Annotated in this window: 15 protein-coding genes; 10 read left to right on the top strand and 5 right to left on the bottom strand. The window is 56.5% G+C overall.

Annotated features, from left to right (window positions below):
* The first annotated feature begins 66 nt into the window (after positions 1-66).
* Together ABD920_RS04530 and ABD920_RS04525 are read left to right on the top strand one after the other, a co-directional pair.
* Positions 67-1,119: an AI-2E family transporter gene (locus ABD920_RS04530; protein WP_345157096.1), complete on the top strand. Its 1,053-nt coding sequence runs from the start codon at positions 67-69 to the stop codon at positions 1,117-1,119.
* A gap of 81 nt (positions 1,120-1,200) precedes the next feature.
* Positions 1,201-2,553: a DEAD/DEAH box helicase gene (locus ABD920_RS04525; RefSeq protein WP_345157094.1), complete on the top strand. Its 1,353-nt coding sequence runs from the start codon at positions 1,201-1,203 to the stop codon at positions 2,551-2,553.
* A 274-nt stretch (positions 2,554-2,827) separates the two neighbouring features.
* On the opposite strand, the gene ABD920_RS04520 is transcribed toward ABD920_RS04525, so the two are convergent.
* Complete coding sequence (locus ABD920_RS04520) at positions 2,828-3,274, bottom strand: small multi-drug export protein (protein WP_345157093.1); 447 nt, start codon at positions 3,272-3,274, stop codon at positions 2,828-2,830.
* A gap of 186 nt (positions 3,275-3,460) precedes the next feature.
* Positions 3,461-4,117, bottom strand: coding sequence for a uracil phosphoribosyltransferase (gene upp / locus ABD920_RS04515; protein WP_345157092.1), 657 nt, complete (start codon positions 4,115-4,117; stop codon positions 3,461-3,463).
* A gap of 321 nt (positions 4,118-4,438) precedes the next feature.
* Between upp and ABD920_RS04510 the strand changes: the two genes are divergently transcribed.
* The 8 genes from ABD920_RS04510 to ABD920_RS04475 all read left to right on the top strand — a co-directional run bounded on the left by ABD920_RS04510 (position 4,439) and on the right by ABD920_RS04475 (position 13,999).
* The gene (locus tag ABD920_RS04510; RefSeq protein ID WP_345157091.1) at positions 4,439-6,097 is read left to right on the top strand and encodes a hypothetical protein; all 1,659 of its coding nucleotides are present in this window, start codon (positions 4,439-4,441) and stop codon (positions 6,095-6,097) included.
* A gap of 242 nt (positions 6,098-6,339) precedes the next feature.
* A complete protein-coding gene (locus ABD920_RS04505) occupies positions 6,340-8,181 on the top strand; it encodes an ABC transporter ATP-binding protein (protein ID WP_345157090.1) in 1,842 nt (613 codons plus the stop codon).
* A 122-nt stretch (positions 8,182-8,303) separates the two neighbouring features.
* Positions 8,304-8,882: a D-sedoheptulose 7-phosphate isomerase gene (gene lpcA / locus ABD920_RS04500; RefSeq protein ID WP_345157089.1), complete on the top strand. Its 579-nt coding sequence runs from the start codon at positions 8,304-8,306 to the stop codon at positions 8,880-8,882.
* Between the two features lie 160 nt (positions 8,883-9,042).
* Complete coding sequence (locus ABD920_RS04495) at positions 9,043-9,699, top strand: hypothetical protein (RefSeq protein ID WP_345157088.1); 657 nt, start codon at positions 9,043-9,045, stop codon at positions 9,697-9,699.
* A gap of 120 nt (positions 9,700-9,819) precedes the next feature.
* On the top strand, positions 9,820-11,358 hold the full coding sequence (locus ABD920_RS04490; RefSeq protein WP_345157087.1) for a YifB family Mg chelatase-like AAA ATPase: 1,539 nt from the start codon (positions 9,820-9,822) through the stop codon (positions 11,356-11,358).
* A gap of 242 nt (positions 11,359-11,600) precedes the next feature.
* Positions 11,601-12,188: a porin family protein gene (locus tag ABD920_RS04485; protein ID WP_345157086.1), complete on the top strand. Its 588-nt coding sequence runs from the start codon at positions 11,601-11,603 to the stop codon at positions 12,186-12,188.
* Positions 12,189-12,531: 343 nt separating this feature from the next.
* Complete coding sequence (locus tag ABD920_RS04480) at positions 12,532-13,194, top strand: porin family protein (protein WP_345157085.1); 663 nt, start codon at positions 12,532-12,534, stop codon at positions 13,192-13,194.
* 154 nt (positions 13,195-13,348) lie between these two features.
* Positions 13,349-13,999, top strand: a complete 651-nt coding sequence (locus ABD920_RS04475) for a porin family protein (protein WP_345157084.1) — start codon at positions 13,349-13,351, stop codon at positions 13,997-13,999.
* Positions 14,000-14,065: 66 nt separating this feature from the next.
* Here ABD920_RS04475 and ABD920_RS04470 read toward each other — a convergent pair whose 3' ends face one another.
* The 3 genes from ABD920_RS04470 to ABD920_RS04460 all read right to left on the bottom strand — a co-directional run bounded on the left by ABD920_RS04470 (position 14,066) and on the right by ABD920_RS04460 (position 21,117).
* A complete protein-coding gene (locus tag ABD920_RS04470) occupies positions 14,066-15,436 on the bottom strand; it encodes a dipeptidase (protein ID WP_345157083.1) in 1,371 nt (456 codons plus the stop codon).
* Positions 15,437-15,541: 105 nt separating this feature from the next.
* Positions 15,542-16,186: a glycerol-3-phosphate 1-O-acyltransferase PlsY gene (gene plsY / locus ABD920_RS04465; RefSeq protein WP_345157082.1), complete on the bottom strand. Its 645-nt coding sequence runs from the start codon at positions 16,184-16,186 to the stop codon at positions 15,542-15,544.
* 164 nt (positions 16,187-16,350) lie between these two features.
* Positions 16,351-21,117, bottom strand: coding sequence for a hypothetical protein (locus ABD920_RS04460; RefSeq protein WP_345157081.1), 4,767 nt, complete (start codon positions 21,115-21,117; stop codon positions 16,351-16,353).
* Between the last annotated feature and the right edge of the window lie 15 nt (positions 21,118-21,132).

The raw sequence follows: 21,132 nt of genomic DNA, 5'->3' as shown, positions 1-21,132 counted from the left end.
GGCGTATGGCAACAGACAAGGCAAAGCAAGAGTACATCCTTATAGACGCTACCCTTTGAAAGATATATGGAGCATCCTTTTTCCCTCCGACAGTTTAATCAGATACTCCTGGCGCTCCTGTTGTTTTTCGGCATCCTCTATCTGGGGCAGGTATTCATCGTTCCGGTGGCCATCGGCGGACTGTTTGCGATGCTGCTGGTGCCGGTTTGCAGGCAACTCGAGAAACAGGGGGTCCCGCGCACGTTGGCGGCCATCCTGTGCGTGCTCACGGTGGTTGTCGTGCTTGCCCTGCTGGTTGTGGTGCTCGTCGACCAGCTCACGGCGCTGGCAAACGACCTCCCACGCCTCGACCTTAAACTGGCGCAGCTGCTCAACGATATGCACAGGTTTATAAACGAAACGTTCGATATCTCCCAGGAAGCTCAAAACGAATACCTGCAGCAAAGCCTCCGAAGCTCCCTTCAGATCGTGGGCGTCTACCTCCGGAACCTGTTCCTCTTTGCCGGGTCTATCCTGGTCAGCTTTATCATCGTGATGACCTATACGCTGCTGTTCCTGCTCTACAGGAGAAAGCTGAAGAACTTTATCCTGCGGGTGACTATCCGGTATAACGCCAACGCCCCGGCCATCGTGGGCAAGATCACCAATGTGGCCAGTTCCTATATAGCGGGTGTTTTCCTGGTGGTCCTCATCCTCTCGGTGGTGAACACGGCCGGCCTGGCAGTGATCGGCATCGACCATGCCCTGCTGTTCGGGCTGGTGGCAGGCATCCTCAACATCATCCCCTACATCGGCTCCCTTACCGGCAGCCTGATTCCTGTCCTGTTTGCCCTGCTCACCAAAGACTCGCTCTGGACGCCGCTCGTTGTCGCCCTTTTCTTCATGCTCGTGCAGCAAATAGAGAGCTATATCCTCACCCCGAACATTACGGGCGGCGTCATAAAGCTCAACCCGATGGCGACGCTCATGGTGCTGCTGCTCGGGAGCGCTATATGGGGCATCGCAGGCATGATCCTTTTCGTGCCGTACCTGGGCATCGCCAAAGTCGTGTTCGACAACATCAACCCCTTGAAGCCGCTGGGCTATGTGCTCGGGAAGGACGAAAAGGGAGCAGGCTGAAGGCTAATCGAAAGGCCTTTGCCTCCTAACCATAAAATTACCGTACTTTTGTATGGTTACTAAAGTTAAAGGAGTACAGACATGGCAGAAGAAGCAGAGAAAGCAGTCCCCTCATTCGAAGATTTTAAGCTGAACAAGCAACTGCTGAGCGCCATTGCAGAAGCTGGCTTCGAAAAGCCGACTCCTATCCAGCAACAGGCTATCCCGCTGGCGCTGGCGGGCCAGGACATACTGGGCATTGCCCAGACAGGCACCGGCAAAACAGCCGCTTACCTCCTGCCCCTGCTCATGAAGGTTAAATACGCGCAGGGCCAGAACCCGCGCGCCCTCATTATTGCCCCTACCCGCGAGCTGGCGATGCAGATAGAGGAGCACATCGGGCTGCTGGCCAAGCACACAGACCTTCGCTTCGCTGCCATATATGGCGGCCTCGGCCCCAAAACCCAGATCGAGATTATCGGCAATGGCCTGGATATACTGGTGGCCACCCCGAAGCGCCTGATGGAACTCTACCTGAAGGGCGACCTGGTGCTGAAGGAACTGAAAACGCTGATTCTGGACGAGGCCGACAAGATGATGGACATGGGCTTTATGCCGCAGATACGCCAGATTCTGGAGGTGATCCCGCGCAAGCGCCAGAACCTGCTGTTCTCCGCTACCATGCCGGATAAGGTAACGACCCTTTCGGAGGAGTTTCTGGAGTTCCCGGTGCGGGTGGAGGTGACGCCGCAGGCCACACCAGTGGAAACCGTGAGCCAGGTGCTGTACCAGGTGCCGAACCTGCGCACGAAGATCGCCCTGCTGGAGCACCTTATCCAGGATGCGGAAAGCCTCAACCGCGTGATCATCTTCACCAGGAGCAAGAAGAACGCGGAGAGCGTATCCAAGTTCATCGAGCACCGGAACTACGGCGAGGTGCGGGCCATCCACGGCAACAAGGGCCAGAACACGCGCATCAACTCCATGGAGGCGTTTAAGGGCGGCGACGTGCGCTTTTTAGTGGCAACCGATGTGGCTGCCCGCGGCATTGATGTGACGATGGTGAGCCACGTGATCAATTTTGACGTGCCGTTTGTGTACGAGGACTATGTGCACCGCATCGGTCGCACGGGCCGTGCCGAGAACGCCGGCGCCGCCATCACCTTCGCCAACGAGGCAGAGATGTACCACATCCAAAAAATAGAGAAGCTGATCCGGATGCAGATCCCGCTGGAGCCACTGCCGGCAGAGGTGGAAGTGTTCGAGACGCCGTTTGAGGAGCAGCAGGAAATAGCCAGGGAAATCGATCACCTGAAGCGCAGCGAGAACCCCGACTTTAAAGGTGCTTTCCATGTAAAAAAAGGCATCCCGAAAGGCAAGCCAAAGAAAAGCAAAGGCGACCCGAAAGCCTCTTTCTGGAAAAAGACGAAGAAGAAGGGAAGCAAGAAGAAGTAAGCCGGCTGTCTTTATATATGCCATATAGGCTGCGCTCCTGCAAGAGAACGATGTAAGGACGGAGGTAACATGGCCGGTTCTCAACGGGTGGTCTGCCTCAGGCCAGCCTATATATAACTGGGGTGGGGATAATTCTCCTCACCTCCCTGCGGAGTTGTAAACCAGCTTTGGTTTAGCTCCAGGTCACAGACGCGAATCATAGAGCCGCTGGTTAGCGGCAACAAAAAAAGGAAGCCTATCCGCTTCCTTCCCATTCATACCAGAAAAATTCTTTTTAAAAGAACTTCGCGGCCAGGTCCCCAAACTGAAACACCATAAACGTGAGGGTGACGCCCCAGAAAAGGGAGCTCCAAAGCATGTGCACGTATATATGCTTGCGGGGGGCGCCCAACAGGGCCGCAACCAAGGTACCGAAAATAGGGGTGAACAGGATAGGCGTGAGAAAGGCGACGCCGGATACACCAAACCGGCTCCAGACCTGCACAATGCGGCGGCTCTTCTTGCAGAACACCGGCTTCTGCTGCGCCTTGCGGCGGCGGGAAAGCCATTTAGAGACCGCCTTCCCGATCAAAGAGAAGATAAGGACGCTCGTCATCATACCTGCCACCGTCAGCAGCACCGTCTCGAGGTAAGACAAGCCAAGCGAAATGCCCGTAACCGGTCCGCCAAAGAACTTCACCATGCTCACAAGGTACACTGACAGATATTTAAGTAACTCCACAAACATAGTTTAAAATTGCACTCGAAGGTAAACAATAATCACCAGCTTAATATATACGCAGGAAAAACATATATGCCATGTAATTAATCCAACAATATGATAGGATAATAAATTAAGACACAGGCATTTAGCCGTATGCATTTCTGTAGCTTGCTAAGTAACAGGCCGCTCCATGCAATAGTTCAGTTATATTTTCGGCCCGAAAGCCAGGTCGCCGGCATCCCCGAGGCCGGGAACGATATAGGAGCGCTCGTTCAGGCGCTCGTCCAGGGCCCCCAGCCAGATCAGGGCTTCCGGCATTTCCTGCTGCACATGCGCTATCCCCTCCGGGGCGGCAATGGCCGCGGCCACATGCACCTGCTTCGGCATGCCGTGGCGCACCATGCCCTGGTACGCCTTCACCAGGGAGCGGCCTGTCGCCAGCATGGGGTCCGCCAGGATCAGGATCTTGTCGTGCAGGTTGGTGGAAGCGAGGTAGTCCATGTTTATCTGCAGCTCTGTGTCCTCCTCCTCCACCCGGTACGCGCCCACAAAGGTGCTGTAGGCCCTGTCGAAATAATGCAGCATGCCGTTATACAGCGGCAGACCGGCCCGCAGGATGGTAGCCAGCACCGGCTGCTCGGCCAGCAGCATCGTCTGCATCTCGGCCAGCGGCGTGGTGAGTGTGGCCGGTGCGTAAGGCAGTGTCTTGGAGATCTCGTAGGCCAGCAGTTCTCCCAGCCGTTCCAGGTTGCGCCGGAAACGCATGCTGTCGCCGTGCACTTTTACGTCGCGCAGCTCGGCAATAAAATGGTTTGCCAGGGAAGGCGTGTCGGTGAGGATGCGGAGCTTGCTTTTTTCCATGAGCGGGAGCGTGAGTGTGTTATCGGATTAAAGATACGCAAGCCACCGGGGTTCCGCCAAAGCCTGCTTGAAATTTAGCGACCGAAGGCCCCACGGGGGCGATATACCACATGCTCTCCCGACGCAGGCGGATAGTTGTTCCAAAGGTTTATCCATAGTTGAGCTATATAGGCTGATGGGGCAGGCAAGGCCACATAGAACGGCATTAATGGTAGATGTTCCTGCTAAAGTATAAAAATAGCGGTGCTTTCCGGAACATTAAGGCAGCAAAATAGTACATTCGCACGTTCTTAGCTTCAATTCCCTAAACTGCTTATGCCCATGAGATGTGTACTTTGTGCTCTATGCCTGCTGTTGGCCACCGGTTTTACGGCACAGGCGCAGGATGTATATGTGCCCTACAACCCGGACGTGTACCACATGATAGACCGCTACCAGATAAAGTACGGGAACGAGGTGCCCGAACTGCAGACAGCCGTACGGCCCTATGGGCGGGCAGACGTAGCCGACCTGGCCGAAGTAAGTGTGCGCAATGCCCGCTCTGCCGCGGACCAGTTCAACGCGGAGTACCTGCTGCGCGATAACTGGAACTATACCACCGAGGGCAACAACAGTAGCCAGCGCCCTTTCCTCCGGTACTTCTACCGGAACAAAACCGACCTGTACCATTTCGAGAACGATCACTTTACCCTGCGCGTAAACCCGGTGCTGCACCTGGAGGTCGGGCTCGATAACCAGACCGACGGCGTACGCTACGTAAACACGCGCGGTGTGCAGCTGGAGGGCACCATTGACGAGCGCTTCGGCTACTATGCCTTTATCGGCGAGAACCAGGCGCAGTTCCCCGGGTACGTTGTTGACCGCATCGTGCGTGACCAGGTAGTGCCGCATGAGGTTTACTGGAAGCGCTTTAAGGGAGACGGGTACGACTTCATCACGGCGCGCGGCTACCTGAACTATGCGCTGAGCAAGCATGTGGAGATACAGCTCGGCCACGACCGGCACGTGATCGGCGATGGGTACCGCTCCCTCGTTTACTCCGATTACGCCCCGCCGGCTTTCTTCCTGAAGCTGAATACGCGCGTCTGGAAGCTGCATTACATGAACCTGTTCCAGGAGCTGATCTCGGAATACCGGCGCAACACCGGCGACAGGCTTCTGCCCAAGAAGTATATGGCCCTGCACCGCCTGGGCATCAACGCGACCGAAAACTTCAACGTCGGGCTGTTTGAGCAGGTGGTTTTTGCCCGTGACGAAGGCAAGTTTGAGCTGCAGTACCTCAACCCGGTTATCTTTTACAGAAGCATCGAGCAGGCGCTGGGCAGCGAAGACAACGCCATGCTGGGCGCAGACTTCCGCTGGAACATCGCGAACCGCGTGCAGCTATATGGGCAGTTGATGCTGGATGAGTTCCTGCTGAAGGAGGTGAAGGCGGGCAACGGCTGGTGGGCCAACAAGCAGGCCGGCCAGTTGGGCGCCAAGTACATCGATGCCTTTGGCCTGGGCAACCTCGACCTGCAGGGCGAGGTGAACATTATCCGGCCATATACCTACCAGCACCGGGACCAGTTCACCAACTACCAGCACTACAACCAGCCGCTGGCGCACCCGATGGGGGCGAACCTGTATGAGCTGATCGGCATTATACGCTACCAGCCCATCCCGCGCCTGAACCTGACGGCCAAAGCCATTGCCACCCGCTACGGCCAGGACACCGACAGCCTGAACTATGGCGGCAACGTGCTGCTCCCCTATACCAGCCGCGTGTCTGGCTACGGCAACGAAATCGGGCAGGGCGCTACCACCAACCAGGTGTTTGTAGACCTGACGGCCACCTTCCAGCTCCGGCACAACGTGTTCCTGGACCTGAAGCAGGTCGTGCGCCGCTCCGACTCTGAGGTTAACACCTTGGATAGTAACACCTACTTTACGTCCTTCGCCTTCCGCTGGAACATCCCGCAACGGGTGCACGAGTTTTAAATCAACCCACCTAGCATATAGAAGGAGAAGAGGCAGAGGGGAAACGTTCTGCCTCTTCTCTTTTCTGCCATTCTTCCTTTTAATAAGTATCTTTGCAGCGGCCGGAACGAAAGAATTGACAGTGCCGGCCATATATAGCATCATCAAACCAAAGCGGTGGCGCCAGTGGGTGCTGCCATAGCAGTTGCTGGCCGGCAAGCAGGGCTTTGTGCAGCAGGCACGGCGGCAATATTATATAGCGCATGAAGACGTACCTTCGCATCCTGCAGTTTGCCAAACCGTACAGCCGGTTTGTGCCGCTGTACTCCTTATATACCATACTGGGGATACTCTTCGGGCTTTTCAACTTCACGCTCATCATCCCCTTGCTGAACGTGCTGTTCGGGGAGGTGAGCCCGGAGGAAGCCGCCGCCATGACGGCCACCCGGCCGGAGTTCAGCCTGAACATCGAGTACCTGAAAGATTTCTTCAACTACTATTTCGGGCAGATCATACTGCAGGAGGGGCGCGAGGGGGCGCTGCTGTTTGTGTGCCTGCTGGTGGTGGTGTCGGTGTTTATGGCCAACCTGTTCCGTTACCTCGCCTTCCGGATTGTGGGCGCGCTGCGGGCGCACGTGGTCCGGAACATGCGCCAGACCATCTACGAGCGCATCACGGAACTGCAACTGGGCTATTTCTCGAACGAGCGCAAAGGCGACCTGATGACGCGCCTGACGGTGGACATACAGGAGGTGGAGAGCTCCGTGGTGAGCACCCTGACCACGGTGGTGCGGGAGCCTATTACCATCATCGCCTTTTTTGTGATCCTGTTCACCATGTCGGTGGAGCTCACGCTGTTCACGCTGCTGCTGCTGCCCATCTCGGGCGGCATCATCGCGGGCATCTCCAAGCGCCTGAAGCGCCGCGCCAGGCAGGGCCAGGACTCGCTCAGCTTTATCCTCACCATCATCGACGAGACACTCAGCGGCATGCGCGTGATCAAGGCTTTTAACGCGGAGCCGTTCATCCTGAACAAGTTCCACCAGCAGAACAACCGCTACGCGCGCATCCAGCGCTCCATCGCCAACAAGCGCGACCTGGCCTCGCCGCTGTCGGAGTTTATGGGCGTGACGGTGGTGGCGGGCCTTTTATATTATGGCGGCAACATGGTGCTGAACCAGCAGTCGGAACTGACTCCGGCGGAGTTTATCACGTATATCATCCTTTTCTCGCAGGTGCTGGTGCCGGCCAAGGCCATGTCGTCCTCGTTCAGCAACATCCAGCGGGGACTGGTGTCCGGCGACCGGGTGCTGCAGGTGATCGATACCAGGCCGCAGATCGTGAACAAGCCGAACGCAAAAGTGCTGCCGGCCTTCGCGGAGCAGATCGAGTTCAGGGATGTAGGCTTCGGCTACGGCGGCAAGCCGGTGCTGAAGGATATAAACTTCACGATCGAGAAAGGCAAAACCGTGGCGCTCGTCGGCCCGTCGGGAGGCGGCAAGTCCACGCTCGCCGACCTGCTGCCGCGCTTCTACGACCCCACTTCGGGCGCCATCTATATAGACGGGCACGATATCCGGGATTATACCATGGAGTCGGTGCGCGACAAGATCGGTGTGGTGACGCAGGAGTCGATCCTCTTCAACGACACTATTTTCAACAACATCGCCTTTAACAAAACCGACGCCACCGAAGAGGAAGTGATCGCGGCCGCAAAAATCGCCAACGCCCACGAGTTTATCGTCAACGCCGAGAACGGCTACCAGACCATGATCGGCGACCGCGGCGGCAAGCTTTCGGGCGGGCAGCGGCAGCGCCTGAGCATTGCCCGGGCCATCCTCAAAAACCCGCCCATCCTGATTCTGGACGAGGCGACCTCGGCCCTCGACACGGAATCGGAGAAACTGGTGCAGGAGGCCCTGACAAACCTGATGAAGAACAGAACCTCCATCGTGATTGCGCACCGCCTCAGCACCATACAGCACGCCGACGAGATACTGGTGCTGCAGCAGGGCCGCATCGTGGAGCGCGGCACGCACGAGGAGCTGCAGCAGCACAGCGGCGGCCTGTACGCCCGGCTCACCCAGATGCAGCTCACGGCATAAGGATGGCAGCGTGTGTGCACCTTATAATATATGGCACCTCCACCTAAATACACTCTTTATATATAGATCACTATATAAATACCTTAGCAGAAAAAGCGGCTGAACAGCCAACCACCGTATATATGACACCAACCTCCACCATACTAACAGAACTGAAGCAGGCGCAGGAAGTGCTGAATGCATTTTTGAGTGATGAAAAGAATATCGCCGCCGTCAGCCGGGCGGCTGATACCATGGCCGAAAGCATCCGGAATGGCGGCAAGATCCTGAGCTGCGGCAACGGCGGCTCGATGTGCGATGCCATGCACTTTGCCGAAGAACTCACCGGCCGCTACCGCAACGACCGCCGCGCGCTGCCTGCCATCGCCATCTCGGACCAAAGCCACATGAGCTGCGTGAGCAACGACTATGGCTACGATGCCGTGTTCTCCCGCTACCTGGAGGCGCTGGGCAACGCAGGGGATGTGCTGCTGGCCATCAGCACCAGCGGCAACTCGGGCAATGTGCTGAAAGCGGCGGAGACTGCCAAAGCCAAAGGCATGAAGGTAGTGGGCCTGACGGGCAAAGACGGCGGCAAACTGGCCCCGCTCTGCGACGTGGAGGTGCGCGTGCCGCACGCCGGCTACGCCGACCGGGTGCAGGAAATCCATATCAAGGTCATCCATATCCTGATCCTGCTGCTGGAGCAGAAACTGACATAGTATTGAAGACGTCGCGGTGTGCGCAGTTCCCGCGAGTGTCTGGGGCGAAGGCCGCTGCTACCAAGGCATGAGGAGACGCTTGACAACTTTATATATAGCTTCCCTAAATCACGTACCGTATAGAGGTGCAACTGATTTATAACCCCTGCGATCACTTCTCATGAAGCACTACTCCCTGTTCCTAATACTTGTCCTGATGGTATTCGCCTGCCAGTCCCGCGAGGATAGCGAGCAGGAAGCGAACAGCAGTACCGCACCGGCCACAGACACTGCAGCGGCAGCGATGCCAGCGCCCGCCACACCCGACTCCGCCTACCTGATCGTGCCCGGCGAAAGCATCGGCCGGATCAGGTTGGGGATGCCTGCGTCCGAACTCTACGCTGTCATGGGGAAGGCCGACAGCGGCGACGCCGCCATGGGCAAATCGCTGCAGTTCTGGATCAGCAAAGGCGGTGGGCAGCCACGGCAGTATGTGGCCGCCTATACCGTTAACAGCTTCGATGAAGCCGGCAGCCCCCCGATGGTGCAGCAGGTGCAGGTCACTTCGCCGCAGTTCCGCACTGGCAGCGGCCTCGGGCCGGGCAACACGCTTGCTGAGATCCGGAAAGAATTCAGCCAGGTGGAGCCGCTCGCCTACTACACCAACCAAGAGCAGCAACAGGTATATATAATTGACGAGCAGGCCCGCGGCATCGCCTTTGAGGTAACCGTGCCCGACAGCATATGCACTGCCGTGACCGTACACGCAAAAGGCACGGACGTGACCGGCACTTACCTGCCGGTGCACCCGGATATGACCCGACTGAAGCAACCCTGAACCTGCGCTTCCTACAAGATCAGTATGGTTTTCATTATTTGGAACAGGAATATGAATCAATTGCACTTATCCCTTGTTCCGACTCCAGAATTCACCTATTATACTTCCTAAAGAGAAAGTATGCTCATCAAAACCTATGGAAGTGCCGTGCAGGGCGTGAACGCCTACACCATCACCATTGAAGTAAACGTAAGCGCCGGCACCAAGTACTTCCTCGTTGGCCTACCCGACAACGCCGTGAAAGAGGGCGAGCAGCGGATCGAGTCCGCGCTGAAGCAATATGGCTATAAGATCCCGCGCCAGAAGATCGTCATCAACATGGCGCCCGCCGACATCCGGAAAGAGGGCTCTGCCTATGACCTGACCATTGCCATGGGTATTCTGGTAGCCTCGGGCCAGATGTCCGCCGACAGGGTTTCAGATTATATCATCATGGGGGAGCTGTCGCTGGACGGTTCGCTGCGCCCGGTGAAAGGGGTGCTGCCCATTGCCATACAGGCCCGTAAACAAAGCTTCAAAGGCATTATTCTGCCTGCCCAGAATGCCACCGAAGCGGCTATTGTCAATAACCTGGACGTGATTGGGGTAACCACTATTTTAGAGGCGATCGAGTTCCTGGACGGCAAGCGCGAGATTCCGCCGGTGGTGATCAACACCAGGGAGATTTTCCAGGGCACGGTGGACCTTTACGCCGCCGACTTTGCCGATGTGCAGGGGCAGGAGAACATCAAGCGGGCACTGGAGATAGCCGCGGCCGGGGGCCATAACGTCATTATGATCGGCCCGCCGGGCGCGGGCAAAACCATGCTGGCCAAGCGCCTGCCTTCTATCCTGCCGCCGCTCTCGATGCAGGAGGCCCTGGAGACAACCAAGATACACTCCGTGGCCGGCAAGCTGGGCGAGGCCGCCTCGCTGCTGACCACCCGCCCCTACCGCTCGCCGCACCACACCATATCAGACGTGGCGCTGGTAGGGGGAGGCGGCAACCCGCAGCCTGGCGAGATCTCGCTGGCGCACAACGGCGTGCTGTTTCTCGACGAGCTGCCGGAGTTTAAGCGCTCGGTGCTGGAGGTGATGCGACAGCCGCTGGAAGAGCGGCGCGTTACGATCTCCCGTGCCAAAACCTCCCTTGATTTCCCGGCCAATTTCATGCTGGTGGCTAGCATGAACCCCTGCCCCTGCGGTTATTATAATGACCCGAACAAGGAATGTGTGTGCGGCCCCGGCGTGGTGCAGCGCTACCTGAACAAAGTGAGCGGCCCGCTTCTGGACCGCATCGACCTGCATGTGGAGGTAACGCCCGTGACATTTGACCAAATTACCGCCACACGCAAAGCCGAGGGTAGCGCCACCGTGCGGGAGCGTGTGGAAGTGGCCCGCAAGCTGCAGACGGAGCGCTTTAAGGAGATGCCCCAGGTGCACTCCAACGCGATGATGCCTTCGCAGATGGTGAAGGAGGTCTGCCAGATAAACGAGGCCGGGCGCACCTTGCTGAAAACAGCCATGGAACGGCTTGGCCTCTCGGCCCGCGCCTACGACCGCATCCTGAAAGTAAGCCGCACCATAGCTGACCTGGCCGACAGCGAGACCATAAAAATTGAACATTTAGCTGAGGCCATTCAGTACCGGAGCCTTGACCGCGAAGGCTGGGCCGGTTAGGCGAACCGCTATACCTAAGGCATTATTTAACAATAATTTAACGGCAGCGGCAGCTTTCGGTAGCTGCCGCTGCCGTTGTTCCGGCAACGGTCGTTTTAGCCTCGCTACTTGCACTGGTTTATCGCAAAAAATAAGGTGAACTTCTATACTTTTCCAAACTCTCTGCGTAATAGCCTTACGTCGGGCAGCAATTCTTTTTCCTGCCGTCCCGGTTAACAGTGTTTTTCACGAACAGTCAAGCTATGAAAAAGACCCTTTTATTATTTGTTTTTGTTTTAACAACCGTAGTTGCCGCACAGGCGCAGTCGCCACGTTTTGGGGTGCGTGTGGGAGCCAATTACTCCGGCTTGTCCGGCGATGACCCTACCGCATACACAGACAGAATGTTCGGCTTCCATGCAGGTATTACCTCGCAGTTCGCTGTTAGTTCTGACAACTTCTTTGCCATCCAGCCTGAGGTGCTTTTCTCGAAGAAAGGCGCAGAGTCGAAAGACGATAACCGAAAGATAAAACTGAGCTACATCGATGTTCCTGTTCTGGCTAAGATAAACGCCGGGCCCCTGTATTTCGAGGCTGGCCCGCAGGTATCGTTCCGGATAGGCGGTGATATAGAGCAGGACGGAAATAACATTGTAGACGACCTTGATTTTTATAAATCAACAAGCTTTGGATACGCCGCCGGTGTGGGCCTGGCCTCTACGCCGCTTGGCCTGAGTGTGGGCGTTCGCTATAACGGCGATATCTCCAAGTTGAATGATACGGATAACATATCCGATAGACGCAATGATTTGTTTATGCTGACCGTGGGCTATATGTTCCCGAGCAGATAAGCAGCAGGCAGAACTAGTACAATCTAAAACTATGAAAAGAAAGCCCGGCTTAGGCCGGGCTTTCTTTTTGCCCATCAATTCAGACTCTTTGCCTCTTGTTATATACAACTGACATACATTTGTTGCTTATATATAGACACGTTCTATTTTTTGGCCTGCTTGTTGTAATACCCCTCTTGCATGCATGCACAGGCCGACCCGCTGCAAACAAGGGATTTTTTCCCTGGGTAAAGTCGTAGCGGGTTTGGCCACCCACAGTAGGTAATTCACAAAATCGTAAACCTGAAATTTCAATTTAACCCTATGCTGCCCGTTGGTAGCATATACAACAACCTTTCTACTTATGAAAAAGATATTATTCGCATTTGTTTTCGTGCTGGGCTCATTTGCAGCCGCACAGGCTCAATCTGGTATTGGTATCAGAGGTGGGGCAAACTTTTCTAACCTGGACGGCGACCTGAAGAATGAATCCAGGTACGAGAACAAGGTGGGCTTCCACGGCGGCCTGACCTTCGGCATTCCGGTTGTCGAGAACTTCTTCTTTGTTCAGCCAGAGCTGCTTTACTCCACCAAAGGCTTCAAGTACGAGGACAATGAAATTGATGTACCGGGCTTGGGCAATTTAGAAAGAGAAGGTAAGATGAATTACAATTACATTGATGTACCAGTGCTGGCTAAGATAAAAGCGGGCCCTATCTACTTCGAGGCTGGTCCTCAAGCGTCTTACCTGCTTAGTGTAAATAACAAAACAACTGAAAAGTTAGATGGAGAGCCTTACTCATCTTCTACAAAAGAACGTGACATAGACGGGCTGAAAAGGTTTGAGATCGGCTACGCAGCAGGCATCGGTTTTGCGACCAACAGCGGCATTAGCCTCGGCGTGCGCTACAACGGCAGCCTGACGGACTTTGTTGACAAGAACCCGGAGGAGTATTTTGAAGGTGACCTGACAAACGCCCGCCACTCTACCATTATGGCAACCATCGGCTTTACGTTTAACCGCTAATATCCCGCTCTATAATTTATGTATCAGACTGGCTTTGCCCCTTGGGCAGGGCCAGTTTTTTTATGCGGTTATATATAGCGCTTCACCAACCATTTGCAGCCCGCCGCAGTAAATAAGCCTGTACTTACCTACCTGAACCTCAGACCCCAATCCTATGAAAAAAGCCGTGCTTGTTCTTTCTCTTTTGCTCGCCCCACTGCTCCTGGCACAGGCCCAGTACGCCAGATTTGGCGCGAAAGGCGGCGGCGGCTTTGCTAGTCCCCACGGCGACGATGGCTCCTCTGACTACACCAATTACCTGGGCGTGTACCATATAGGTGGCATCGTGAGCTATGAGTTCGTGTCACGGATTGCGGTGCAGGCCGAACTGCTGTATGCGCAGAAAGGGTTTACCTACGAAGACTTTATATATACCCGGAATGATGATGTGAGTGGCGATTTGCGGCTGCACTACCTGGAGTTGCCCCTGCTGTTTAAACTGCAGAAAGGCGGGCTTTTTGCGGAGGCCGGCCCCTACGCCGGCTACCTGCTGTCTGCCAACGACAGGTTTGAAGTCAGCACGCAAGGCCCAGACCCTGACGTGGCCCCGCCGCCTTTCTACGACTCAGACCGCCTGCAGCGCTTCGACTACGGCTACACCGTCGGCATCGGCATTATGCTGGACAACGGCTTTTTCATGAGCTTCCGGAACACGGGCGGTTTCCGCTCCATCACCAAAGACCTGGACCAGAAAAACCTCGACTTCCGGCTGAGCATCGGTTACCTGATCGCACCGCCCAACCCGGTTGATATGATGCGGCGCTAACGCAGGAGGCCCGGCTATCTGCTATAGCGGGCCTCCAGTGTATTATAGGTATATATAGCCTTTGAATTATCGGTGCGCTTGCTGCATCGCGGCAAAGTGCTTGTAGAAAAGTGGGATTGTTTCGATGCCCTTCATATAGTTGAAAACCCCGAAGTGCTCGTTCGGCGAGTGGATGGCATCGGAGTCCAGGCCAAAGCCCATGAGCACGGAGTCCAGACCCAGCTCTGACTTGAACATCGCCACAATTGGGATAGAGCCGCCGCTGCGCACCGGAACCGGCTTTACCCCAAAGGTTTCTTCGTAGGCCCTGGATGCAGCCTGGTAGGCGACCGAGTCGGTAGGCGTCACCACCGGCTCCCCGCCGTGGTGCGGCTTCACCACCACCTTCACGCTTTTCGGGGCGATGCTCTCAAAGTGCCTCCTGAACTTCTCTGTGATTTCCCCGGAAGACTGGTTCGGGACGAGCCGCATTGATATCTTGGCGTAGGCCTTCGAGGGAATCACGGTCTTAGCGCCCTCGCCGGTATAGCCGCCCCAGATGCCGTTCACATCCAGCGTCGGGCGGATGGAGTTGCGCTCCATGGTCACATAGCCCGCCTCGCCGTGCACGTCCTCCAGGTCCAGCGCCTTCTTGTATTTCTCCAGGCTGAACGGCGCCCGCGCCATCTCTGCCCGCTCCTCCTGGCTCAGTTCCTGCACGTTGTCGTAAAAGCCCGGGATGGTGATATGGTTGTTCTCGTCGTGCAAAGAGGCGATCATCTGGCACAGGATATTGATCGGGTTGGCGACGGCCCCGCCATACAGGCCGGAGTGCAGGTCGCGGTTCGGGCCGGTTACCTCCACCTCCACATAGCTCAGGCCGCGCAGGCCGGTGGTAATAGAGGGGGTGTCGTTGCCCAGCATGCCTGTGTCCGAGATCAGGATCACATCAGCGCTCAATTTATCCCTGTTCTCCTTCACAAATCTGCCCAGGTTGGACGAGCCTACCTCCTCTTCGCCTTCAATCATAAACTTGACGTTGCAGGTCAGGTTGCCGGTCTGCACCATGGTCTCAAACGCCTTCACGTGCATATACATCTGCCCTTTGTCGTCGCAGGCGCCGCGGGCATATATCTTGCCGTCTTTGATCACGGGCTCGAAAGGCGGCGAGGTCCAGAGTTCATACGGGTCTGCCGGCTGCACGTCGTAATGGCCATATACCAGCACCGTTGGCAGGCTCGGGTCCACCATTTTCTCGCCATACACAATAGGGTAGCCCGCTGTTTCGCACAGCTCCACTTTGTCGGCGCCAGCCTCTTCGAGCCGCTCCTTCACAAACTCCGCCGTGCGCAGCACGTCATTTTTGAACATCGGGTCGGCACTCACCGACGGGATGCGCAGCATGTCGAGCAGTTCGTTTATAAAGCGGTCTTTGTTGTTGTTTATATAGTTGTTCATAGGTATATGGCTGCTTGTTGATGCAATAAAGTTAAGATAAAAAAGCCATCCGCGCGGGGCAAGATGGCTTTCGGATTTTGTATGGCATAAAGGGCATATAGGCGCTTACCGCTTGCGGCCCAGGTGTATGTTGGCCTTGCTCTCTTCGCCGGAAAGCAGGCGGTTGATGTTTTTGCGGTGCGTCAGCGCCACCACGGCGAACAGGACAAAACCGAAGATGATCAGGATAGGGTTTTCCGGGTGAAACCGGGGCAGCAGCAGCAGGATCGGAAAAGCCAGCGCGGCGATCATCGAGCCCAGCGACACGTACTTAGAAGTAAAGAGCACGATCACGAAAATGGCGATGCACATCAGCGCCACCACCGGCTCAATGGCCAGCATCATGCCCAAGAGCGTGGCCACGCCCTTGCCGCCTACAAAGCGCTCATATACCGGGAATATATGGCCAACCACACTCAACGCCCCGAAAATGAGCTGGTAGATGACCAGGTTCTCCGGTTCGATGACGTTGAAGATGATGAGAAAACCAGCCAGCGAGGTGGCGGTCCATCCCTTGAATATATCAATCAGCATAACGGCAGCCCCCGGCTTTTTGCCCAGCACCCGGAAGGTGTTGGTGGCCCCGGAGTTACCGCTGCCGTGCTGCCGGATGTCGATGCCGTAATAGGCTTTCCCGATCCAGACGGCCGTTGAGATTGAGCCAATTAAATATGCTGCTATACCGAGTACAGCTATCAGTAAGATATCCATGCATGATCTGTTTTATCCCAGGGCCCGCGCCCGGCAGTGGCTGCTTCGCCATCGCTGCTGCGGCGGCGCGCAAAAGAGCCCAAATATAGTCAATTGTTGATTTCCTGTCCAGCGCTACCCCTTCCCGCCCATTATATACGCTAACTTGATGCTTCGTGGTTATTTTACTCTATACCGGCCTCTTCCTCAGCATCTTCTTCTTCGTTGCGCTTCTTCTTTCGCTTCTTTTCTTTTTTGGGCTGGTCCTCCAGGAAATCGAAATTGCCGGTGGACTCCGGCACTATTTGCTCCGAAGCAACCTTGAAGCCGTCTTTGCCAGCTAAGTAAGCGGTGCGGAAGTGCTCCAGGAACTGGTTCTTATCAAAGGCCTCGCCGGCATATACCCCGTAGTTGCCCGTAGCCCCGCGGCTGCCTTTCGACTTGGAGTCCACTACTTTGTTGAACTTGTCGTCGGAAGAAGCCAGGGTCATGGCGTTCTCAAAAAAGCTGAAGTAATACCAGGTGTAGGGGTCCGCCTGCAGGTACAGGTTAACGGCGGGCAGCCCGTTCATATCCTGCCGCATCTCCAGGTAGCCGTCCATGCGTGCGTTTATATCTTCTTTCAGGATGTTGGAGAGGTTAATGTCGCCCACGCTGTACCAGGCGTTCTGCTCCTTGTCCCACTGCAGCTTTACCTCGCTCAGCACGAGGCTGCGCACCAGTTTCTTCGACAGCTTGGGCAGCGGCACATAGGCGGCAGCCGACTGCTGCACGTAGCGGCGCACTTCTTTGTCGCCTACAAACTCGCCCAGTTTGTACAGCATTGCGTCGTTGGCCGCCGTTGTGGAGATGCCCCCGACCGCGTTGCCCCGCAGGGTGGCCGCCATGGCAGCCAGCGCCTGCTCCGGCACCGTCATGTCGAAAACCAGGAAGGCGTCCAGGTCATATTTACTGCTGTCGGCGTTCGCATTTCCGCTGCCGGCCGCCTCCACGGTAAAGTTCTTCAGCGGCTTCAGCAGGTTTAGTTTGCCCTCGAAGTGCACTGTCCTGGTGGCTTCGTTGTAGTGCAGCACGTTGCCTTCGTAGGCGGTGCCGTAGGCCCGCGCCTCCTGGCCCAGCTTAAACTCTTTCCGCTCCTTGTTGTAAGAGAGCAGCCCGTCTACCCTGAACAGGTCCAGGTCGTCCTCCGCCTGCTTCTTCGACACGAAGGTGCTGTAGAACTTGCCCGAGCCCGCGGCGATATGAATGCCCGTGTGCAGCGGCGTGCCATCGGCTGCCTTTGGGTTGATGATCGGGATGCGGACGTTTGCGGGGTTCAGCGTGTCTTTCTTGTAAGGGAACCAGTCCGAATCAGCCGCGTTGCCGGTGAAGTTCAGCTTCAGCTCGCCCTCAAAGTCGAGGTGCTGCCTTGGTGCCCGCATCGTCACGTTGCCCCTATACAGGATGCGCGGGAAGATATAGAACGGGATGTCTTCCTCCATACGGGCGGTGGCCCTTGTATACACGGCCTTCTTCTTGCCTTCCGCGTTGCCATATATAAAGTCGGCGAACTGCAGTTGGAAGGAGTCTGCGGCGGCATTCTGGTAATCCAGCACAGCGTCGCCTTTCATCTCCAGGCGCGAGAGCACGTCAATATTGCCTTTATATAGCTTGTGGAACTGCTGCGTAGAGTCTGCGAGCACGCGCGCGTTGCGCAGCGTCTGGATAGTGGCGTCGGCGCCCACTGCCACCCGGCCGATGTCCGGCACCACGTGCATGTCGGCCACGGCTATATAAGGCACGCCGCCCGCCAGCAGGTTGTTGCTCTTCAGGTCATACTCGCCGCTGGCAGCCATGAAGCGCAACCCCTCCTGAGCGGGGTGCATGGAGTAGAACCAGTTCCGGCCCCCGTTCTCGTCAGACTTCAGGCTCACTTTCTGTTGGCTCATGTCCCAGCGGGCACTGCTCATCGACGTTTTATACTGCGCTTTCGGAAACTCCATGCTGGTCGTTCCCTTCTGCTCGCTTTCAAAATCCACGAGGCCTTTGGTCATATCATAGGCAATGGCCATATCCTGCGCCTTCACGGCCGGCCGACCTTCCACATCCGATTTCACAATCATCTGCGCATTGTTTCCAGTGAAGCTTCGCTGCTTAAACAGCAGCTTTTCCGATGTCACATTCGCCACCGGGTTGTCCAGTATTCCCGCAGCGTATAGCCCTCCCAGGGAGAGTTTGGCGACGCCCTTGAAGGTGAATTCCTCTTTATATACCTTCAGGGGCTCCTCCGCCGTCTGCAGGTACATGGTGTCGGCCAGCGGCTGCCAGTTCATCTGGAAACCGGCAAGGGTCGCCACCGGAAACTCCACCCCGTTTTGCTGCCCCTCCGCAATCCGGACCGTTTTGCCGCGCTTGGCTGTCACACCGTTTTTGTAGTAGGTATAATCCGGGGCCTCCAGCGTAGCGCCCAGGTATTGCAGGGTGCCTTTGCTCTGGATACCGGCCGAGCTTAGCATAATAGTGTCGAACACCATTCCCTTGCCTCCGTAGGCAGGCAGGCCCTTTGCCCCCGGCTGGTAGAAGAAGCCGAGCGTCTCGTCCGGCATCATGACCATCTTTGTTTTGATGGGCGGGAAAATCCCGCCGGAGTTAAAGGTGCCGTCGAAGCCGATGGAGTTGCTGCCAGAACTCAGGCTGTCCAGTTTAAACGGCGGCATTTCGAAATACACGGTGCTGTCGTAGGCGCCGCCGGCCACGTCAGGCCGGGCAAAAGCGACCCGCGCCCCGGACACCGCATCGAACTTGGGGTACTCCGCATAGAACTTCTCCCCCGACTTGTTGTTGGGCTTGTTTATATATAACGTGCCGGACATGCCTCCTGCATTGCTTGTCAGCACCTGGTCGCTCACCTTGCCGTTACGCCCCCGGTGTTTGCCCGTCACCAGCGCCACGGTGTCTATTTTGGCGAGCTCAAGGAGGAAGTCGTTGTAGTTGAACTTGAACTCAGTGCCTTTGATGGCGAGCCGGCTGGCATACACCTGGCCATCGAACTCTACGTCGCGGTTTTTCAGGATACGCACCTCGTGGCCGCGCGGCAGGATATACACACTGGCCGTATCGTTATTAAACACGATCTTCTCCACGCCCCGCACTGTCAGCTTATTGTTTTCCAGGTCGAGGGTGGCATTGCGGCCGGATGGCACCACGGATTTAATGATCAGGTGGTCATAGTCTTTCGCATCGCGGGAGGAGCCCACATAGTGCAGCGCCTTTGGCTTTAACTCGATATACCCTGAGGCCGGGTCATAGTTCATATAGCCCTGGTACGACATGGCCATGGCCGCCTCCTTGATCGCATTCTCGTTGACCTTGGTGGCCCTGGCGACGTCTGCGGCATAAAAGTCTTTCTTCTTCGCCTTCGTGGCATAGCCTACCAGGAGCTGGAGCGGGTGGAACGGCGACACGCCCACCAGGCGCTGGTAACGGCTATTGGAAAAGTACTCCGTGGACTCTACCTGCACCGGTACGAGCGTTTTCGTGTTCAGGACAGAAAACTCAATGTTCGGTTCGCTCAGCTTCCACTGCAGGCGCTCCGCCGTGAGCTCTATCTGGTGGAAATTGTCATAGAACGGCATGTCCGCATAGGGCCCCTTGTCTTTGGTCAGCGTCAGCTCCTGTGTGGCCCTGGAGTAGCGGAGTTGCATGGCCGGGTGCGTCAGCGAGTCGTTCTGCTGGTATATAGCCACGCCCGCACGGCTTGCCAGCAACAGCGAATCCTCGAAGGAGTAGCTGCGGGCCAGGGCCCTGAATTTGCGCTTCCCGTTCTGCGACACCACAATCTCGGACAGGCTGCCATCCAGCGGCTTGCTGCCGATCAGGTTGCCGACCAGCGAGAAGCCCCCCTTGTAGGCAATGTTAGTGCCCATGTTCCGGAGCTGTGCATCGCTGGTGAAGGAGGTGAACTTCGGATAGGGATAATTGCCGGTTTTGCGCTTGCTGCTGATCCACTCCAGTGCACCATCCACCGGGGTGGCCAGCACAGCCGGGAACGTGACCACGACATCGGGTGCCTTGAAACCGGCGAAAGAGGTATTGAAATTGTACTTGCGCAGCTCGGCAGAGGCGGGCTCGCCCTTTACCTGCCAGGCAAACTTACCGCCTTCGCCCACAAACAGGTTGGTTGCCAGCATCAGCTGCCCTTCCGTCTCCGCGATGGCCGCAGAGTCCCAGGGCGTCACGAAAACAAGGCTCGTTTTCTCCAGCTTCAGCACCGGTCCGCTCACGTTGGGCTGCTCAGGCACAAAAAGCCGCTTCTGGCTTTCTTTGCGCGCCTTGGCGGTTTTCTGCTTGTCTTCTTTTTTAGGCGCGGGGGTTACGGTGCCCCATCCGTCGTCCTCTGCTGCTTGTTCCCCGGTGCTCGTTTCATCGTCCCAGGAGGTGTCCTCCCAGCCGCTGCTGCCGGACGCGTCGTCGGCTTTGCTGGCGCCTTCGTAGGCAAAGCTGAATCCGCCACCCGTTGTCCGGAGGCTGTAGTAAGAGTTCTGGTAAAGCCGGTTGCTGGCCAGGAAGAGGCTGGCCGTGCTCAGGAACTGATCGAGGCGCTTGGAGTCTTCCTGCTGCACGGCCTTGTCGGTTACCTCCAGCATCTTGTCGAGCTGGTCGGGGCGCATGTGCTGGGTATTGATGCCTGCCGTCACCATGGTGTAAAACAGGCCGAAGCGCGTGCTGGCGATTCGCTTGCGGTACATGCGCTGGCTGATGTCCATCACCTGCTGCTGCTGCTTTGCAGTCAGCTTCCCGCTGCCCCAGACCTCGGCCAGGTCAGCCGAAAGCTTTTCGGCGCCCGGCACCTTGCCCGCGGCCAGCATCGCTTTCACATCGCCGATAAACTCGGCGGGCTTATCAGAGAGTTTCGACTGCGCCTGCGCTGTCAGAACCGCAAATAAAAAAAGGAAGGGTAAAAGTTGTTTCATAAGGGCAAGGGTAGA

Origin of the sequence: Pontibacter saemangeumensis, assembly GCF_039541895.1 — a bacterium.
Classification (GTDB): Bacteria; Bacteroidota; Bacteroidia; order Cytophagales; family Hymenobacteraceae; genus Pontibacter; species Pontibacter saemangeumensis.
Note: the sequence above shows the minus strand (reverse complement) of the source record. Positions and strands in the feature narration are given on the sequence as shown.